Below are 18441 nucleotides of genomic sequence, written 5' to 3' on the forward strand. Positions count from 1 at the left end.
CGATGGGGGGTGAGCAGATGCCGTGATTTTAAACTTTTACATAATGCAAATAAAAATTTAAAAGGAGGCTTATCTATGGAAAAAACCAAATCTTTTTGGCAAAAATTGTCCAGTGTCGGCCCCGGCGCCATTGTGGTTGCGGCTTTTATTGGCCCTGGAACAGTTACTACCTGTACTCTTGCAGGCGTTAATTTCAAATATGCACTTCTTTGGGCTATGCTGTTTTCGACTATCGCCACCATAATTCTGCAGGAAATGGCTGCAAGAATTGGAATTGTAACCAATAAGGGGCTGGGAAGTGCCATCCGGGAATCTTTTGAATCCACTCCATCTCTGAAGCTGCTGGCGGTGGCTCTGGTGATAGCCGCTCTAGGTATCGGAAACTCCGCCTTTCAGAGCGGCAACATCAGTGGCGCGTCAATGGGACTTCAGGTAATTTTCGGAGGCGCCAAACAATTTTGGGTAATTTTAATAGCAGTAACAGCAGGCATTTTGTTATGGTCCGGAAGTTATAAGCTTATAGAAAAAGTGTTGCTAGGTATCGTTATTATGATGAGCATTGTCTTCGTGGCTACGGCCATAATCATATCACCTAATTGGGGCGAGGTCTTTAAAGGTTTATTTGTTCCTGTGGTTCCTACAAAAGCTCTTCTGGTCACACTGGGCCTTATAGGGACTACCGTGGTTCCTTATAATCTTTACCTGCATTCCTCGGCTTCCGCCGAGAGATGGGGAAAAATGGAAAATAAACTGGAAGCTATATCTGAATCCCGTTTAGATTCAATATTATCCATCAGCCTTGGCGGAATCATATCTCTGGCTATAATAATCACCGCAGCTTCCATGTTCGGAACAGGAACTACTGTCAAATCAGCAGCGGATATGGCTCGACAGCTGGAACCCCTGCTTGGTCCATGGGCAAAATGGTTTTTCGCCATAGGCCTTTTTGGTGCAGGTATTTCTTCCGCTATTACAGCTCCAATGGCAGCCGCTTATGCTATTACAGGCGTGCTTGGATTTAAAAGCGATTTAAAAAACTCCTACTTCCGAACAATATGGCTAATCGTATTGTTGGCGGGAGCAACAGTTGCATTTTTAGGTGCAAATCCTGTTCAGGTTATTGTCTTCGCCCAGGCGGTCAACGGAATTTTGCTGCCCATATCGGCCATACTGCTTTTGATTGTTATGAATCAGAAAAAAATAATGTTCGATTTTGCCAATAAAACTATTTCTAACATATTGGGAACGGTTGTCGTGTTAATCACTGTTGTGCTGGGCTTGAGAATGATTCTGGTCGCTTTAAAGATTATTTAATATTTGAACATACAATGTTATTTATTAAGTGCAGGTAATAACTGCACTTTTTCTTTAGAGGAAATAATGGTTTTTTGTAGAATATTAAACTGATTTAATATATTATTCAAAGGATTAGGTAAAAAAATATTGTTTTAAAGGTGGTCAAGAATGGACCAAAAAATTCTCATAGTAGATGATGAAACTTCCATATGCAGCGGTATAAAGATGTCTCTGGAAGCCGAAGGCTATTCAGTGGAAATTGCCTTTTCAGGGAAAGATGGATTGATGAGCTGTAGAAACTTGACCCCTGATGTGGCTGTGGTGGACCTCAGACTTCCGGATATCGATGGTATTAAAATGCTCAAAGAAATTAAAGAAATCGATGATGACATTATTGTTATTATTATTACTGCTTTTGGCGATACACGAGTAGCTGTCGAAGCGGTAAAAAACGGCGCTTATGATTTCATAACCAAACCTTTTGACATTAACGAATTAAAATTATCCATACGGAGAGCCCTTCAGGAAAGGACTTTGAAAAATGAAAATACCATTCTCAGGTCCCGAGACCAAAAGAGTGCTTTTATCACTAAGGACCCACAAATGCTTCAAACCTTAAACCAACTGGACTCTATAGCAAAAGCAGATTCCAATATCCTCATCGAAGGCGAGACAGGCACCGGAAAAGAGCTTATAGCCCGGTTAATTCATGAAAAAAGCAACCGTGCCGAAAAACCATTTGTCACCCTTAACTGCAGCGCCATACCTGCAAATCTTTTTGAAAGCGAACTTTTTGGTCATGAAAAAAATGCATTTACCGGCGCTGCCGGGAGAAAACGCGGTCTTCTTGAGCTAGCTGATGAAGGAAGTTTTTTCTTTGATGAAGTAGGTGAACTGCCGCTTGAGCTTCAATCAAAATTGCTGAGGTTTCTTGAAGACCGCACCATCCGCCGGATCGGAGGCCTTACGGGGATACCTTTGAATGTCCGGATCATAGCTGCTACAAATAAAAACCTGAAGGATGAAATAGAAAAAAATAGGTTTAGGAGTGACCTTTATTACCGCCTCAATGTGGTTCTCGTACAGATACCTCCTTTAAGAGAAAGGTCTCATGACATACCTTTGCTACTGGATTACTACACCGAAGTATTTAACAGACAGTTCAAGAAAAATATAATGGGATATTCAGACAGAGCAATTAGAATTTTAACAAAATACCACTGGCCTGGCAATGTACGAGAACTTAAAAATATCCTTGAACGCGCTTTTATTCTTGTAAAGGGGGATTATATTACCGAAAATGAGCTCCCGATTGAATTAATCGATCAAAATACACCCGAACCTTCTGCAACAAGCTCAGATGCATCTTTTTCTCTCGAAGAGCTGGAAAAACAGCATATTAGGCAGGTCCTGGACATGACTCGCTGGAATATAACAAAGGCTGCGGAGCTGCTGGGGATCAGCCGTTTTGCGCTTCAGCGCCGGATAAAGAAGTATTTTGGATGAAAATAAAGCAAAAAGCCCCCTCAATCGAATATTATGCCCCGCAGGCAAAAGCTCCGGGCGATTTGCCCGGAGCTTTTTATTAATGGACTCTGTTATTTTATTTCTACAGTAGCGCCGACTTCGGTGAGCTTCGCCTTTATCTGCTCTGCCTCTTCCTTTGACACCTTTTCCTTTACAGGCTTCGGCGCACCGTCTACCAGGTCTTTGGCTTCCTTTAGGCCAAGGCCTGTGATTTCTCTTACGACTTTGATAACCTTGATTTTTTCTGCGCCGGCAGCGGCCAAAATCACGTCAAATTCGGTCTGTTCGGGCGCAGCTTCGGCAGGAGCAGCACCGGCAGCCGGTCCCGCGGCTACGGCCACAGGAGCTGCGGCGGTAACCCCGAATTTATCCTGAAGTTCCTTTACCAGATCGGCCAGTTCAAGCACCGTCATATTCTCAATAGCGGAAATGATTTCTTCTTTTGTCATTTAAAAATTCCTCCTCATATTTTCTCATTTTTTTTCATTTTTGGTCGGGCAGCTATACCGCCCGCAACAGATATGTCATGACGCTTTTTTGTCCTGTATAGCCTGCAGGGTATATACCAGATTGCGCAGCGGCCCCTGCAGCACGCTCACAATGCCGTAAAGAGGCGCCTGGATGGAGCCCACCGCCTTTGCCAGCAGTTCCTCCCTCGGCGGCATTTTGGCCAGGTTCTCTATCATGTCTTTGCCGCCGACTTTGCCCTCCACCACACCGGCCTTTATTTCAAGTTCCTTGTGGGTTTTGGCAAAGTCTACGATAACCTTGGCCGGCGCTACCGGATCTGCATAGCTGAAAGCCACTGCCGTAGGGCCTTCCAGGAATTCATCCAGGTTATAGTCAAAATCCTTAATCGCTATGCGCGTAAGGGTGTTTTTGACGACCTTGAACTCTATCCCCTGTTCTCTGAGTTTTTTTCGCAGCTCTGTGATATCGGCCACATTCAATCCCCTGTAATCTGTCAAAACTACGGTTTTTGAACGGCCGAACTTATCCCTCAGTTCTTCAACGGCCTTTACTTTTTCCGGTTTTACTGCCACTTTTTCACCTCCCTTTAATCTTCTCATAAAAGCATATAAAAATGCCCTTCTGCAGATTTTACAGAAAGGCATTTTTTGCACAACAATAACGCTCGTTTCGATCATGGTTTTCCATGAAAGAAACCACCGTCCACCTTTCCGCCTCGGCAGGTTATTAAGCCGTAAGGCACCTGCTGTCTGCAGCGAATATATAATATATATGGTGTGTTTTCATATCACAAGCAAATTCATTTTGTTTCCACCAGTTTTGCCGGGTTAATCTTTATCCCCGGCCCCATCGTGCTGGATATAACCACGCTCTTTATATACTGGCCTTTGGCCGCGGCAGGCTTTGCCTTTATAATTGCCTCCATAAGGGTTTTGAAGTTGTCCAGCAGTTTTTCGGTTCCAAAAGATTTTTTCCCTATGGGAGCATGAACTATACTTGTTTTATCGACCCTGTATTCGATCTTACCGGCTTTTATCTCTCTGACCGCTTTGCCCACATCAAAAGTGACCGTTCCGGCCTTCGGGTTTGGCATAAGACCTTTGGGTCCCAGCACTCTTCCCAGTTTGCCGACGGCACCCATCATGTCGGGCGTCGCTACGGCAACGTCGAAATCCAGGAATCCGCCTTCTATTTTGGCGATCATATCTTCGGCGCCCACATAATCAGCCCCGGCTTCTTCGGCTTCTTTCGCCTTATCCGCTTTTGCGAACACAAGCACTCTGACCGTTTTCCCGGTGCCATGAGGAAGAGTTACGACACCCCTGACCTGCTGGTCGGCATGTCTCGGATCTACGCCCAGGCGCACCGAAACTTCTATGGTTTCGTCGAATTTCTTTGTGGCTGTCTTTTCCACCAATTCCAGCGCCTCTCTAGGTTCGTAAAGTTTAGTCCTGTCTATCAGTTTCAAAGCTTCCAGATAACTTTTTCCATGCTTCGGCATAATTTTATACCTCCCTGTGGTTTTAGCGGAAAAATCCTCCCACTTTTTTAATTCTATTCTACCGTAATGCCCATGCTGCGGGCTGTGCCTTCAATCATTCTCATAGCGGCTTCCAGATCGTTGGCATTCAAATCGGCCATTTTCAGCTCGGCTATCTCCCTTATATCCTTTTTTGTTACCTTTGCCACCTTGTTTTTGTTCGGTTCCCCTGAGCCTTTCTCAATTCCTGCAGCTTTCTTCAACAACACCGCCGCCGGCGGCGTCTTCAGCACAAAGGTAAAAGACCTGTCCTGGTAAACGGTGAGTTCCACCGGAATGATCAGTCCTGCCTGATGAGCGGTCTTTTCATTGAATTCTTTGCAGAAATTCATTATATTTATCCCCGTGGGGCCCAGAGCGGGGCCGACCGGAGGAGCCGGTGTCGCCTTGCCTGCCGGTATCTGCAGCTTGACCATGGATATAACCTTTTTAGCCATTTTTACACCTCCTGTAACCTCTAAAACTGTATCAAATTCGCTATAATTTTTCTATCTGGCTGAATTCAAGTTCAATGGGAGTTTCTCTCCCGAACATCGATATTAGCACCTTAACTTTTTGCCTGTCGGGATTTATTTCCACAACTCTGCCGGCGAAATTCTCAAAAGGCCCGGATGTGACCTTTACATTCTGATTTACCGTAATATCTATTCTGGGCTTCGGTTCTTCTATTCCCATCTGTTTCAGTATGTTCTTTGCCTCTGCCTCCTGAAGGGGGATTGGTTTTGTCCCTGCCCCGACAAAGCCCGTCACTCCCGGAGTGTTTCTCACAACATACCAGGAATCGTCGGTTACAATCATTTCCACAAGGACATAACCCGGAAATACTTTGCGTTGAGTAACTTTTTTCTTGCCGTTTTTTATTTCAATTTCCTCTTCCATGGGGACAAGCACCCTGAATATCTTGTCCTGCATCCCCATGGATTCCACCCTTTTTTCAAGGTTGGCCTTAACCTTATTTTCATAGCCGGAGTAAGTATGAACTACGTACCAGTTTTTGGAAGACATACTTCTCTTCGATGTTCGACGTTAGAAGTTAGAGGCTTGATTAGAAGAAATTTTGCTTAGCAAAATTTCCGCTTAATCGAATATCGAACCTCGAACCTCGAACTTCGAAACAACCTCCTTTATCGGAGAATTAATGATAGCAACTTATAAAGTATGGTATCGGCAATCCATATGATACCGCTGACAATTACAACCGAAAACAGAACCACTATGGTATATGTGGTAAGGTCATTTTTAGTGGGCCATGTGACCTTTTTGATTTCGGACCTTACTTCTTTAAAAAACCTCCCGGTCTTTTTGATAAAGCTCTCTCCAGCAGCTGCCATGCGAATTCCACATCCCCCTACGCTTATTTTGTTTCCTTGTGCAGCGTATGTTTCCCGCAGTGTTTGCAGTATTTGTTCATCTCCAGACGGTCAGGGTCATTTTTCTTGTTCTTTTGGGTGAAATAGTTTCTCTGTTTGCATTCCGTACATGCCAACACTATATTGACCCTCATGTGCACACCTCCATTACTCTGTCTTCTATAAGTGCAAGGATTTTCCCTTTATAGTCGCTTTAATCAATTTATCATAATTCCGCTTTATTGTCAATAAAGAGCACAAATTTAAGGGGGAATCTTTCGATTCCCCCTTTTTTCGCTATTTATCGATAATCTCAGTTACGACTCCGGCTCCTACGGTCCTGCCGCCTTCCCTGATGGCGAACCTCAGGCCTTCTTCGATGGCTATGGGCGAAATCAGCTGTATGTCCATGACTATGTTGTCTCCCGGCATTACCATCTCGGTGCCTTCAGGCAGGTTGATGACTCCGGTGACGTCGGTGGTCCTGAAGTAGAATTGGGGCCTGTAGCCGTTGAAGAAGGGTGTGTGCCTGCCGCCTTCTTCTTTCTTCAGGACGTATACCTGGCCTTTGAAGTGGGTGTGGGGATGGATGCTGCCGGGCTTGGCTATGACCATGCCTCTTTCTACTTCGTCTCTGTCTATGCCCCGAAGCAGGGCCCCTATGTTGTCTCCGGCTACTGCTGCATCCAGTAGTTTCCTGAACATTTCTACGCCGGTGACTACGGTCTTTTTCTTTTCGGGGGCAAGTCCTACTATTTCTACTTCGTCTCCTACTTTGAGGGTGCCTCTTTCTACTCTGCCGGTCACTACTGTGCCGCGGCCCGTGATGGTGAATACGTCTTCTATGGGCATGAGGAACGGTTTGTCTGTGTCTCTTTCGGGTGTGGGAATGTAGCTGTCTACTGCGTCCATCAGGTTCCATATCTTGCCGCACCATTCGCATTCTCTCTTGCCGCAGCCGCATTCAAGTGCTTTCAGGGCTGAGCCGGGTACGATGGGTATGTCGTCTCCGGGAAATTCATAGAATGACAGAAGTTCTCTTACTTCCATTTCTACAAGTTCCAAAAGTTCGGGGTCGTCTACCATGTCTATTTTGTTTAAAAATACTACGATGTAGGGCACGCCTACTTGCCTTGCCAGGAGTATGTGTTCTCTGGTCTGGGGCATGGGGCCGTCTGCAGCGGATACTACCAGTATGGCTCCGTCCATCTGCGCGGCTCCGGTTATCATGTTCTTTACGTAGTCGGCGTGGCCCGGGCAGTCTACGTGGGCGTAGTGCCTCTTTTCGGTCTGGTATTCTACGTGGGCTGTGGCTATGGTGATGCCGCGCTCTCTTTCTTCGGGGGCTTTGTCTATCTGGTCAAAGGGTACAAAGTCCGACAGCCCGCTGTTGGACAGCACTTTTGTGATCGCCGCTGTAAGGGTGGTCTTGCCGTGGTCTATGTGGCCTATGGTCCCTACGTTTACATGGGGTTTTGTCCTTTCGTATTTCTGCTTTGCCATTTTTATCCTCCTTAATATGTAAAAATAAAAAATAAAATCGCAACAACTCGTCCATAATATTATAACCAAATATAATAAAATTTTCAAATATCTCTACTTCAAAAATGGAGCCCACGACCGGGATTGAACCGGTGACCTCCGCCTTACCAAGGCGACGCTCTGCCGACTGAGCTACGTGGGCACTGGTGGCGGGGGCTGGATTTGAACCAGCGGCCTCCGGGTTATGAGCCCGACGAGCTACCAGACTGCTCCACCCCGCGATAAATACAGATATCTGATGCCAGATGTCGGATGTCAGATTAAGTTGATTTTGCCATCAAGCAGATGGAAGAAATCAGATGTCAGATGCTAAATTAAGTATAAATTTGTTAACTTCGTCTGACCTCCAATTTCTGACTTCTGGCCTCTGCCTTTTGTTTTGGAGCGGGAAACGGGATTCGAACCCGCGACATTCAGCTTGGAAGGCTGACGCTCTAGCCAGCTGAGCTATTCCCGCACATATCAGATACCAGAAATCAGATGTCGGACGTCGGATTAAGTTGGATTTTGCCGAAGGCAAAATCCTTCGATTCTGACCTCTGATTTCTGACCTCTGACTTCTGTTCTGGTGGAGAGAGGTGGATTCGAACCACCGAAGGCATCGCCAGCAGATTTACAGTCTGCCCCCTTTGGCCAGCTCGGGAATCTCTCCACACCTTATATATTATAAAAGGAAAAACACCAGCGGTCAATAGCAAAATATGATTTTATTTCAATTTAATTCTCTCACTTCCAGATATTTTTCAAGCTTCCTTTTAACCCTCTGCAGTGCATTGTCAATGGATTTTACATGCCGCTTCAGGTCTTTTGCTATCTCCTGATACGATTTGCCGCCCAGGTAAGACATCAAAACCTGCCATTCAAGCTTGCTCAGAATCTGCCCCATCTTGCCTTCAATATCCTCAAACTCTTCCCTGCTTATTATGAGTTCTTCAGGGTCCGAAATCTTGACTCCAGAAAGAATATCCAGCAGCGTCCTGTCGGAATCTTCGTCATAAATGGGTTTATTCAAAGATACGTACGAATTTAATGGAATATGCTTTTGACGGGTTGCGGTCTTTATGGCCGTTATAATCTGCCTGGTAATGCACAGCTCTGCAAAGGCTCTGAACGAAGAAAGTTTTTCAGGGTTGAAATCCCTTATCGCTTTGTAAAGTCCTATCATGCCTTCCTGAATTATGTCTTCTCTGTCCGCACCAATCAAAAAATAAGATCTGGCTTTGGATTTTACAAAATTCTTATATTTGTTTATCAGATATTCCAGCGCTTCATGACTGCCGTTTATAGCCTCACATACCACCTGTTCGTCATGCATGTCTTCGAAACATGACAAATCTTCTTTCGGAAGCCCGACATTCAATACAATCGCCCCCATATAATATTGAAACAAGAAAGAGCCCTTTTTTAATTATATCTCATAATGTAAAATGTAGTCAAGCTTGCTATTCTACCGACATTATCCATCTTTTTTGATATTTTTCTCGATGATTTTCCAAATAACGGGGTCCACCCGATCGCCCAGGGTTTGTTTTTCGTTTATATGCTTTTTCTCTCTTGCCCGTCGCTTTCCAACAATGTCTTTTACTTCCTGTAGCAATTCCCTGGCGGAAATTCGCGTGGCGCCGCGTCCCATGATTATCTGCTGCTCGATCCAATCGGAGGTGGCTACTCTGACCTTTTCCTGCCGTGCGAAAAGGTCCGCCATTTTCTCTATAAAATGGTCCGCCGTTTCTCCCTCTTTTGTAAAAACCACCCGCACTCCGTTCCTGTCGTACTGCATGCCTCGGCTTTTCTCGACCTGGTGTGCGTCAAAGACTACCATTACGCGAATACCGGTATGGCCGGCATAATCGGCCATTATGTCCAGCAGTTTTTCCCGGGCGGCTTCAAGGCTTACATTTTTTGCTTCTTCAAGTTCCGGCCATGCATTGATAATGTTGTAGCCGTCCACCAGAAGGTATTCCTCATGATCTGCCGGCATTTTTCAATAACCTCTGTCTCGTTATTTCATATCCCAGTATGGAAGCCGCCACAGCGGCATTGAAAGAACCGATATGGCCTTTCATGGGAATGCGGATAAGCGCATCGCATTTTTCGCGCACGAGCCTGCCCAGGCCCCTGTCCTCACCGCCGATCACAAGAGCTATGGGGCCGGTCAGATCGACCGCAAAACAGTCTTTACCGCTGCTATCCGCACCCATCACCCACAGGCCACTTTTTTTTAAATCTTCCAGCGTGGAAGCCAGATTTGTAACCCGCGCAACTTTTATGTATTCCGCCGCTCCAGCCGATACTTTGACCACTGCGGGCGTTATTCCGCACGCCCTGTTTTTGGGAATCACAATCCCATGGATTCCGAGACAATCCGCCGTGCGAATTATGCTGCCCAGATTCTGGGGATCGGTAAGCTCGTTTACAACCATTACAAAAGGGTCTTCTTTCAGATCGGCAGCGTAATTTAAGATATCTTCCACTTCCACATATTCTGTTGGCGAAACTACGGCGCATACTCCCTGATGGCCAGAGGTCCCGGCCATGTCGTAAAATGCATCGGCGTCTACTTCCTGCAGTGGAATACCTTTTTCTCGGGCAAGGTCCATTATCCTGAAAATTGCGCCATGGCGTTCCCCCTTTTTCAGGTAGATTTTATATATGGGGCGTCCCGCAAGGATGGCTTCCATCACGGCGTTGCGGCCCCCGATCCGTTCTTTTTGAATACCCATCACTCCTCAAATTTTTCACCGTTTGCCGTCAAACTGTGATATAATCATTAAAAAGGTTTGTACCAATAATATTTCAATTTTCCAAAAAAGTCAAGGAGGTTGCCTATGAAAGTAATAGTGCTTTCTCATACGCCGGAACCGGAGAAAACCGTGGCCGCCGCAGCCCGTCTATGTTATTCAAATATCAGCGCAGCCGAGATCATGGAAAATTTCACCGGGGAAAAAGCCGCTTCGTTCATCAAAAAGCTGATGGATATGGGACATATGTCTCCGGTGGAGCATGTGAGTTTTACTTTTGCCATCGACGGAGTGAGCCGCGCTCTACTGGCCCAGCTGACGCGGCATCGCATAGCTTCCTATTCGGTGCAGAGCCTGAGATATAACAACCCCTTCAGGGAAGAAATGGCCTGCCAACCGGACAATGAAGCAAAAAAGGCTCGCAGGCTCGCATACACAGAGGGATTCAACTTCGCCTGCAACCTCTGCGGCAGGCGGAATCCAGCCCAAAATGGGTTCATTGAAAAAGGCGGCATAACGGGGCTTTCCCTGGAAAAAATCCGGGAAGACCTTCTTTCGTCATACTTCAGAGGAATATTTGACGGCGGGGGGATTCTGGAAGAGGGCCCGGGGCTTGTCATCGCTTTTCCCGGAAATTTTGGCATCGTATTAAACAAGTCCCCTTTTAATATTACTCTTGAAGGAGATAAAATATTAATAAAAAATGTAGACGCTCTGAATTTTTGCCTTTTTATTTATGACAACCTGGATTTTGCCTCCCAAGACTATTCCAGAGAAACGTTGGCGGCGCTGTGCAAAAAGTCCCCGGAATTTCTCGAAGCTTTTGTTAAAGCTGCGGAAAATTACATTGACAGCCGCTACTATTCCACCCTTCCGGAAAGCATCGCCAGGAATCCGGAAGCGATTTTGACTTACATAAACGGCCTGGAATGCTGCAAGAAAAGCTACATTGAGCTTGTCAAAATGGGCGTGGAACAGGAAGATGCCAGGTATATCCTTCCCATGGGCACTCAGACCAGGCTTGTGATGACAATGAACGTACGGAGCCTCTACAACTTTTTCAACCTGCGCTGCTGCCGGCGAGCCCAGAGCGAGATAAGGCGCCTGGCGGAGATGATGCTGGCTGAAGTAAAAAAAATAGCCCCGGGCCTGTTTGAGAAGGCGGGAGCGCCCTGTGAAGCCACGGGCTTCTGCCCGGAGGGGAGTTTCAGTTGCGGAAGATACCCCGTTCGGAGGCCATAGGCCCAGAATCAGAAACTGGAAATCGGAGGTGAGAGGTCAGATATAAGACAGAGGCCAGAAGTCGGAAATCGGAGATCAGATATAGTCGGTTTTTTTGTCGCTTTTTTCCGGAAAGGCTATCAGGCTGAACGATGCTATCAGAATCTTGTTCAGCCTTTCATTCTGACCCGTTAGATACAGGTAACCCAGCAGGGCCTCAAATCCCGTGCTGTAATGATAATCCATAATATCCGCATTTTTGGGCACAGTATTCACTTTTGTATTGCGGGCGATTCTAACGACATCTTTTTCCTTTTCGGTGAGAAACCCCTCTATCTTTTTGAGTATCCCGGCCTGGGCCGAGGCTTTCACAAAACGCACGGCATCCCGGTGGAGGTCCCGCACTTTCTTGCCGCTGCCCACCAGCATGGTCCTGATAAAAAGGTTGAAAACCGCATCTCCCACAAAAGCCAGCGCCAGCGAGGAGAGCGAATCCGCATCGACAGCCTTTCTTCCGGGTATTTCCCCATCATTATTCATCTTTAGTTCACTCCAATCAAATCAACTCCTGTGAAATGAGTCACAGAACCGTCGCCCAACTCATCTTTAGAAATTTTGGCTCTGCCAAATTTCTACTTAATCCCACTTCTGACTTTCCACTTCTCACCTCTAATTCAGCCGCTTCCAGCGCACTCCCGTCGGGGTGTCCTCCAGAATGATGCCTTTTTCTTTGAGCTCATCCCTTATTCTGTCTGCCAGTGCAAAATTCCTGTCCTTTCGTGCCCGCTGCCTTTCCTCTATTTTCTTTTGAATCTCATCATCCAGCAGTTCGCCATTTCCAAACTTATAGAAGAAACCCAGGACCCTTCCCAGCTCCAGCAGAGACTCTGAAGTCTTTGCGACAGCCTTTCGCGAGAGTTTATTCATGTTTACATTGAATTCCCTGACCATGTCAAAAAGGACCGCAATAGCGTCGGCGGTATTGAAGTCGTCGTCCATGGACTGAACGAATCTTTCTTTATGCTCCCGCAGCGCCTTTAAATATTCTTCTTCATCGGCACCCCCCGCTTCTTTCGCCGTCTTCTCCAGGTGCTCCATAGTGTAAAGGGTGTTGTACAGGCGCTCTAGAGCACTTCGTGCCTGCCGCATAAGGTCTTCACTGAAATTTATGGGGCTTCGGTAGTGGGATGACAACATAAAAAACCTGAGCACTTCCGGATCATATTTTTTCAGGATATCCCTCACGGTGAAGAAATTGCCCAAAGACTTTGACATCTTCTGGTTGTTTATGTTGAGATACCCAACGTGCATGAAATATCGGGCAAAGGGTTTCCCTGTAGCCGCTTCGCTCTGGGCTATCTCATTTTCATGATGGGGGAATATGAGGTCCGGTCCTCCCCCATGGATGTCGAAGGTTTCTCCCAGGTACTTCATGGACATTACCGAGCACTCGATATGCCACCCGGGCCTGCCTTTGCCCCAAGGGCTTTCCCACGCCGGTTCGCCCAGCTTCTGGGCTTTCCACAGGGCGAAATCCATGGGATCCCTTTTCTTCTCGCCGGGCTCCACTCTAGCCCCGGCTTCCAGCTCATCCAGGTTTTGATGGGAAAGCTTGCCATAATCCTTGAACTTTCTTGCCTCATAATACACGTCCCCATCCACCTCATAGGCATAACCCTTATCCACCAGTATCTTGATTGTTTCGATAATATCTCCGATGTGTTCGGTTGCCCTGGGGTGAACGTCGGCTCTCTTTATGCCCAGAGCGTCGGCATCCTTAAAATACTCTTCTATAAACCGGTCGCCCAGTTCCTTTACGGTAACGCCCTCCTCGCTCGCCCTTTTTATCATCTTGTCGTCAATGTCGGTGAAATTCTGCACAAACGTCACATCATATCCACGGAATTGCAGGTAATTTCGAACCGTGTCGAAGGTTATGAATACCCTTGCATTGCCCACATGGAAAAAATCGTATACCGTGGGGCCGCAGGTATACATATTCACTCTGTTTTTTTTGAGCGGAACAAATTCTTCCTTTCTGCGGGTGAGCGTATTAAAAATTTTTATCAATCCTGTTTCCCTCCTTCTAATTTTGAAATGCGCGACTCCAGGTCTTCCAGCTTTTTCTGCAAACACCTCATCATGTCCGCCACCGGATCCGGCAAAAGATGGTGGTTCAAGTCCACTCTGGTAAAGTCCACATCGGAGTAATCAATTTTTTCTCTGATTACCGCCTTGCCCGGAACTCCAACCACCGTGGAATTCGGCGGCACATCCTTCAAAACTACCGCCCCGGCTCCAATCTTTGAATTGTCACCTATTTTAAGGGGCCCCAGGACTTTGGCTCCCGACCCCACAACAATATTGTTGCCGAGAGTAGGATGACGCTTGCCTTTATCCTTTCCGGTGCCTCCCAGAGTCACTCCCTGGTATAATGTGACATTATCTCCGATTTCGGTGGTCTCGCCGATGACCACTCCCATGCCATGGTCTATAAAAAATCCCTTGCCGATCCTGGCGCCAGGATGGATCTCTATCCCGGTTATAAACCTGTTTATCTGGGATATTATCCTGGCAAGAAGCAGCAGTTTTTTATTATATAAAAAGTGAGCAATTCGGTGCATCACGATGGCATGAAAGCCCGGATAACAAAGTATAACCTCAATCACGCTCTTTGCAGCAGGATCCCGTTCAAATACTACTCTGATATCTTCTTTAATAGTATTAAACATTTCATCCCCTCCTCAATCATCAAAAAAGCCTTTCGCCCCGTTCAGAGGCGAAAGGCCGCGGTCCCACTCTGGTTTATCGCTTTATCGATAACGGCGTTGCCGCAAAACCCCTACTACATAATACATATTCGGGGCTTGAGCTCCGGGGCGCAATTTCGATCTCGTCTTCCTTAAAACCGCTTTCAGCCGGTGACGGTTTCTCTCTTAAAGGGGTGTCGAGCCTACAATCCCCATCAAAGCTTTATACACAAAATTATTGATTTAATTCTAATAAATTTTATCGATAAAGTCAAGTCATTATAAGATGAGTCAGTGAGTCAGGGGACGGTTCTCTGACTCACTTTTAGTGAGTCAGAGAACCGTCCCCTGACTCACTGACTCGGTTAAAGTTAATATGCATACAATTTTCCGTATGGTCTGCTGCTTTTTGGCGAAAGTTTCACGAAGGGTGATGCCATTATGTCATCGATTCTGGTGATGCCGAAATGCCTGCAGAATTCCTCCACTTCTCCTTTTATTTCGGCCTTTTCTTCATCGGTGACTTCTTCCACTGCCACATCTTTGCCCACCTGGTTTTTGTTCACTCCTCCGCGAATATATATGACACCACCGTGCATGCCCGTCGCTATATAGCGGCCCGCCACCGGATCCTTTTCCTTTTTGAAGATTCCCAGCAGTATGAGTTTGCCTCCGGCCATGTATTCTCCGAGGAAATCTCCGGCCCTGCCGCCCACCACCATGACGGGGCACTGGTCCTGATACGCCTTCATATGAATACCCGCACGGTATCCCACGCTGCCTTTGACAAAAATCTTCCCGGTCCTCATGGAAAGCCCCGCCACATTGCCTGCATCGCCGTGAATGACTATGCTGCCGCTGTTCATGGTATTTCCGATGTCATCCTGCCCGCTGCCGAACACATTGATTCTGGGCCCGTCCATGAAAGCCCCCAGGTCGCTGCCCGGCGTGCCGTAAATATTGAGAGTAACTTCCCTGTCGAGCCCCGTGCCGATGTATCTCTGGCCCAATACGTTTACCAGATCAATTTCTTCAACGCCCTTGGATACTGCATCATGAATTCTTTCATTTAGCTCGCGGTAATTTAAACCCTTGGCATCAATTTTCATTTTTATCTTTCCTCCCCACATTTCATATTTTAGGTCGAACGGCCGGCGCTGAAGGCCGTCTCATATTTCTACCTTCCGGCGGGTTTTATGCCCAGCACATCCAGATACACCTCGTCCAGATCCAATCCCCTGAGCCTTTCCCTGCTCCCCCGAAGGCTTTCGATCGAGTTTACTCCCAGAGCGCCCAGGATTTCTTTTATCTCCAGGTTCCATGCCTTTATCATATTCACAAGCCTTTTTACGCCCTCTTCCACCTTCAGGCGCTTTATCAGTTCCGGCTTCTGTGTGGCTATGCCCCATGCGCAAAGGCCGGTATGGCACTTCTGGCACAGGTGGCATCCCATGGATACCAGCGCGGCTGTTCCTATTGCCACTGCATCGGCCCCCAGGGCTATGGCCTTCAATACGTCCGCGCTCTGCCTGATGCCGCCGCTGGCGATAATGGAGGCCATGTGCCTGATGCCCTCCCGGCGGAGCTGTTCATCCACCCTTGCCAGGGCAAGTTCTATGGGGATGCCCACATGATCCCGTATGACCTGCGGAGAAGCTCCGGTGCCGCCCCTGAAACCGTCGATGGTGATTATATCCGCACCCGCTCTCACCACACCACTGGCGATGGCCGCCACATTGTGAACCGCAGCAATCTTTACGCCGACGGGCTTCCTGTATCTGGTGGCTTCTTTCAATGCATATATCAGCTGACGCAGATCCTCTATGGAATATATGTCGTGATGAGGAGCCGGGGAAATGGCGTCGGTGCCGGACGGAATCCTGCGGGTCCTGGAAATTTCTTCAGTGACCTTTTCGCCAGGCAGATGTCCGCCTATGCCGGGCTTCGCTCCCTGGCCTATCTTGATTTCTATGGCGGCACAGGAGTTCAGGTACGAAAGGTTTATGCCGAACCTGCCGGAAGCGCACTGAACTATAATATTGTCCCTGTATTCGGAAATTTCCTGAGGAAGTCCTCCCTCGCCGGTATTCATGACGGTGCCCAGTTCGCGGGCTGCTCTTGCCAGGATTAGCTGCACATTTAGGCTCACGGCGCCATAGGACATGCCGGCGAAAATTATGGGGGTTTCCAGCTTTATCTGGGGTTCCATCACCGTGGTGAGCTTGATGTCCCCTTTTTTATCCCGCCAGAATTCCAGCCTGTCTGGCTTTTTCCCGAGATATGTCCGAAGTTCCATGGGCTCCCTGAGGGGGTCTATGGAAGGATTCGTCACTTGGCACGCATCCAGAACCATTTTATCCCAGAAAACCGGATACGGTTTATCGTTGCCCGCTCCCGTAAGTATTTTTGCACCGGATTCGGACTGCTTCCACAAATTTTTCAATATATCATGGCTCCACAGATAATTATCCTTGAAGATAACTGGAAATTTTTCCACTGAAATGGCATAGGTAGGGCAGAAAGTGGTACAGCGGTGGCACGCCACACATTTCTCATGGTCTGCCACTACCCTGTCGTTTTCAAACTTTAGGGCGCCGAAGCTGCATTCATTAACACATCTTTTGCATCTGATACATGAATCGTTTATCCTTACCATAAATTCCGGCGGTATCATCCTCATGCTCTCTCCTCCAATCTGGCATATACCGGTTCCCCGCCCTGCGGGCTCCAGACCTCGTCTGGGTCCTGGCATACCTCGCGAATGGCGGATTCCTCCGAAGACATGTAGACCGTATCCTGCTTTCTTGCCACCACCAGCGGCCGAAGCATTATCCTGTCGGTCATGCCTATCATGGAATTGGTACTGGAGATGATGATGCTGAAAGGCCCGTTTAAAAGGGCGCTGCCGTAGACCATTCTGAGAGCGGTCATGGCTTCCTTTTTGTTTTTATCCATTTCGTCTATCTCCTTCCAGAAAGGAGGAGCCAGAGCGGTAAGGGCTATATCCTGCGGAAGATTGTGTTTCCTTAAAAGCAGATCCAGCATGTATACTATTACCTCCGTATCCGTCATGAGCGTGCACTCATAGCCGAACATCTCCAGATAGCGCTTGTTGATACCGTATGACGAGATCTCACCGTTGTGCACCACCGCCCAATCCAGAAGCCCGAAAGGATGGGCGCCGCCCCACCAGCCGGGAGTGTTGGTGGGGAATCTGCCGTGGGCGGTCCATAGGTATGCTTCATATTCCTCCAGTCGGAAAAACCGGCTGACATCCTCCGGGTATCCCAGCCCTTTGAAAATGCCCATATTCTTTCCGGAAGAAAAAACGAACGCTCCGTTGAAGCGAATATTTATCTTCATTACCACAGACACTACAAAATCCTCTTCAGAAAGCCCCGCCGGTATCTTGCTTTTGGGAACTTCCAGAAAATACCGCCAAAGTATCGGGGTATTCATCAGGCTCATCTTCTTGCGAATGGGTATGGCCTCGCTTTTGACCAGTACCATACTGTCCTGCAAAAAAGCCTCTACCGCATCCTTTACTCCCTCATCCTCAAACATAATATGAAAGGCGTAGTAATCCTTGAATTCAGGATAAATCCCGTATGCGGCAAATCCACCTCCCAGGCCGTTGGACCTTTCGTGCATTACGGCGATGGCATTTGTAATGACATCGCCGCGGATGGTTTTGCCCTTTTCATTCATAATGCCGACGACGGCACAACCTGAAATGTCCTTTGTCTCAGCTCTTTTGAACAATTTTTCTCCTCCCCGTCTTTTCGTTAAATCAAAAAACCTTTCGAAAGATTCTCGTCTGGAACCCTCCGAAAGGCTTTTATCCTCACGGTGTAACCGGCAACGCCGGCCGGTGCCGCTCGGTCCAGTCACATAAAGCCGGAACCCTAGGCACCCTTCCGACAATAGATTTGTATTATTGTATACATAAGTTCAATAAGTTTTTTATAATTATACAATCAAGCGAATACGTATGTCAAGATTTC

The 18441-nt window shown here is 47.3% G+C and carries 20 protein-coding genes, 4 tRNA genes, 1 pseudogene and 1 other annotated feature; of the genes and pseudogenes, 4 read left to right on the forward strand and 21 right to left on the reverse strand.

Annotated features, from left to right (window positions below; all coding sequences use genetic code 11):
• The first annotated feature begins 75 nt into the window (after window positions 1–75).
• A complete protein-coding gene (locus tag AC6I1H_RS08345) occupies window positions 76–1314 on the forward strand; it encodes an Nramp family divalent metal transporter (protein WP_497740482.1) in 1239 nt (412 codons plus the stop codon).
• 150 nt (window positions 1315–1464) lie between these two features.
• The gene (locus AC6I1H_RS08350) at window positions 1465–2802 is read left to right on the forward strand and encodes a sigma-54-dependent transcriptional regulator (protein WP_497740483.1); all 1338 of its coding nucleotides are present in this window, start codon (window positions 1465–1467) and stop codon (window positions 2800–2802) included.
• A 92-nt stretch (window positions 2803–2894) separates the two neighbouring features.
• Here the strand turns inward: AC6I1H_RS08350 and rplL are convergent, their stop codons facing one another.
• The 15 genes from rplL to rlmB form a co-directional block, all read right to left on the reverse strand.
• Complete coding sequence (gene rplL, locus AC6I1H_RS08355; protein ID WP_497740484.1) at window positions 2895–3272, reverse strand: 50S ribosomal protein L7/L12; 378 nt, start codon at window positions 3270–3272, stop codon at window positions 2895–2897.
• A gap of 75 nt (window positions 3273–3347) precedes the next feature.
• Window positions 3348–3866, reverse strand: a complete 519-nt coding sequence (gene rplJ, locus AC6I1H_RS08360) for a 50S ribosomal protein L10 (RefSeq protein WP_497740485.1) — start codon at window positions 3864–3866, stop codon at window positions 3348–3350.
• A gap of 27 nt (window positions 3867–3893) precedes the next feature.
• Window positions 3894–4067: a sequence feature (ribosomal protein L10 leader region), on the reverse strand.
• Window positions 4068–4093: 26 nt separating this feature from the next.
• Window positions 4094–4795 carry a 50S ribosomal protein L1 gene (gene rplA / locus AC6I1H_RS08365; RefSeq protein ID WP_497740486.1) on the reverse strand — a complete coding sequence of 234 codons (702 nt, stop codon included), beginning with the start codon at window positions 4793–4795 and terminating at the stop codon, window positions 4094–4096.
• A 53-nt stretch (window positions 4796–4848) separates the two neighbouring features.
• Window positions 4849–5271, reverse strand: coding sequence for a 50S ribosomal protein L11 (rplK, locus tag AC6I1H_RS08370; RefSeq protein WP_497740487.1), 423 nt, complete (start codon window positions 5269–5271; stop codon window positions 4849–4851).
• A 40-nt stretch (window positions 5272–5311) separates the two neighbouring features.
• On the reverse strand, window positions 5312–5839 hold the full coding sequence (nusG, locus tag AC6I1H_RS08375; protein ID WP_497740488.1) for a transcription termination/antitermination protein NusG: 528 nt from the start codon (window positions 5837–5839) through the stop codon (window positions 5312–5314).
• Window positions 5840–5958: 119 nt separating this feature from the next.
• A complete protein-coding gene (secE, locus tag AC6I1H_RS08380; protein ID WP_497740490.1) occupies window positions 5959–6165 on the reverse strand; it encodes a preprotein translocase subunit SecE in 207 nt (68 codons plus the stop codon).
• Window positions 6166–6188: 23 nt separating this feature from the next.
• Window positions 6189–6338, reverse strand: a complete 150-nt coding sequence (rpmG, locus tag AC6I1H_RS08385) for a 50S ribosomal protein L33 (RefSeq protein ID WP_120767355.1) — start codon at window positions 6336–6338, stop codon at window positions 6189–6191.
• Between the two features lie 142 nt (window positions 6339–6480).
• Entirely contained in the window at window positions 6481–7686 is a 1206-nt protein-coding gene (tuf, locus tag AC6I1H_RS08390) for an elongation factor Tu (protein WP_497737625.1), read from the reverse strand.
• A 105-nt stretch (window positions 7687–7791) separates the two neighbouring features.
• Window positions 7792–7867, reverse strand: a tRNA-Thr gene (locus AC6I1H_RS08395).
• A gap of 2 nt (window positions 7868–7869) precedes the next feature.
• A tRNA-Met gene (locus AC6I1H_RS08400) sits at window positions 7870–7946 on the reverse strand.
• 159 nt (window positions 7947–8105) lie between these two features.
• Window positions 8106–8182, reverse strand: a tRNA-Gly gene (locus AC6I1H_RS08405).
• A 109-nt stretch (window positions 8183–8291) separates the two neighbouring features.
• Window positions 8292–8377, reverse strand: a tRNA-Tyr gene (locus AC6I1H_RS08410).
• A 60-nt stretch (window positions 8378–8437) separates the two neighbouring features.
• Window positions 8438–9100 (reverse strand): RNA polymerase sporulation sigma factor SigH, encoded by a 663-nt coding sequence (gene sigH / locus AC6I1H_RS08415; RefSeq protein WP_497740746.1) that lies wholly within the window; start codon window positions 9098–9100, stop codon window positions 8438–8440.
• 81 nt (window positions 9101–9181) lie between these two features.
• A complete protein-coding gene (locus AC6I1H_RS08420) occupies window positions 9182–9706 on the reverse strand; it encodes an NYN domain-containing protein (protein ID WP_497740492.1) in 525 nt (174 codons plus the stop codon).
• Window positions 9690–10448 carry a 23S rRNA (guanosine(2251)-2'-O)-methyltransferase RlmB gene (gene rlmB, locus AC6I1H_RS08425; RefSeq protein ID WP_497740493.1) on the reverse strand — a complete coding sequence of 253 codons (759 nt, stop codon included), beginning with the start codon at window positions 10446–10448 and terminating at the stop codon, window positions 9690–9692. The genes AC6I1H_RS08420 and rlmB overlap by 17 nt, the downstream gene beginning before the upstream one ends.
• A gap of 105 nt (window positions 10449–10553) precedes the next feature.
• On the opposite strand from rlmB, the pseudogene thyX reads away from it, so the two are divergent.
• Together thyX and AC6I1H_RS08435 are read left to right on the forward strand one after the other, a co-directional pair.
• Window positions 10554–10829 (forward strand): annotated as a pseudogene (gene thyX, locus AC6I1H_RS08430) (FAD-dependent thymidylate synthase); the annotation flags it as partial.
• A 21-nt stretch (window positions 10830–10850) separates the two neighbouring features.
• Window positions 10851–11708 carry an FAD-dependent thymidylate synthase gene (locus AC6I1H_RS08435; RefSeq protein ID WP_497740747.1) on the forward strand — a complete coding sequence of 286 codons (858 nt, stop codon included), beginning with the start codon at window positions 10851–10853 and terminating at the stop codon, window positions 11706–11708.
• Between the two features lie 75 nt (window positions 11709–11783).
• Here the strand turns inward: AC6I1H_RS08435 and AC6I1H_RS08440 are convergent, their stop codons facing one another.
• The 6 genes from AC6I1H_RS08440 to AC6I1H_RS08465 form a co-directional block, all read right to left on the reverse strand.
• Window positions 11784–12227 (reverse strand): Mini-ribonuclease 3, encoded by a 444-nt coding sequence (locus AC6I1H_RS08440; protein ID WP_497740494.1) that lies wholly within the window; start codon window positions 12225–12227, stop codon window positions 11784–11786.
• 129 nt (window positions 12228–12356) lie between these two features.
• Window positions 12357–13754 (reverse strand): cysteine--tRNA ligase, encoded by a 1398-nt coding sequence (gene cysS, locus AC6I1H_RS08445; protein ID WP_497740748.1) that lies wholly within the window; start codon window positions 13752–13754, stop codon window positions 12357–12359.
• Window positions 13754–14419: a serine O-acetyltransferase EpsC gene (gene epsC / locus AC6I1H_RS08450; RefSeq protein WP_497740495.1), complete on the reverse strand. Its 666-nt coding sequence runs from the start codon at window positions 14417–14419 to the stop codon at window positions 13754–13756. Before epsC ends, cysS begins: the two co-directional genes overlap by 1 nt.
• Window positions 14420–14808: 389 nt before the next feature.
• Window positions 14809–15546: a GltB/FmdC/FwdC-like GXGXG domain-containing protein gene (locus AC6I1H_RS08455; RefSeq protein ID WP_497740497.1), complete on the reverse strand. Its 738-nt coding sequence runs from the start codon at window positions 15544–15546 to the stop codon at window positions 14809–14811.
• Between the two features lie 68 nt (window positions 15547–15614).
• Window positions 15615–17117, reverse strand: a complete 1503-nt coding sequence (locus AC6I1H_RS08460; protein ID WP_497740498.1) for a glutamate synthase-related protein — start codon at window positions 17115–17117, stop codon at window positions 15615–15617.
• A complete protein-coding gene (locus tag AC6I1H_RS08465; RefSeq protein ID WP_497740500.1) occupies window positions 17114–18199 on the reverse strand; it encodes a class II glutamine amidotransferase in 1086 nt (361 codons plus the stop codon). Before AC6I1H_RS08465 ends, AC6I1H_RS08460 begins: the two co-directional genes overlap by 4 nt.
• Window positions 18200–18441 lie beyond the last annotated feature (242 nt).

The sequence above is a fragment of the Biomaibacter sp. TOL genome, assembly GCF_059717795.1.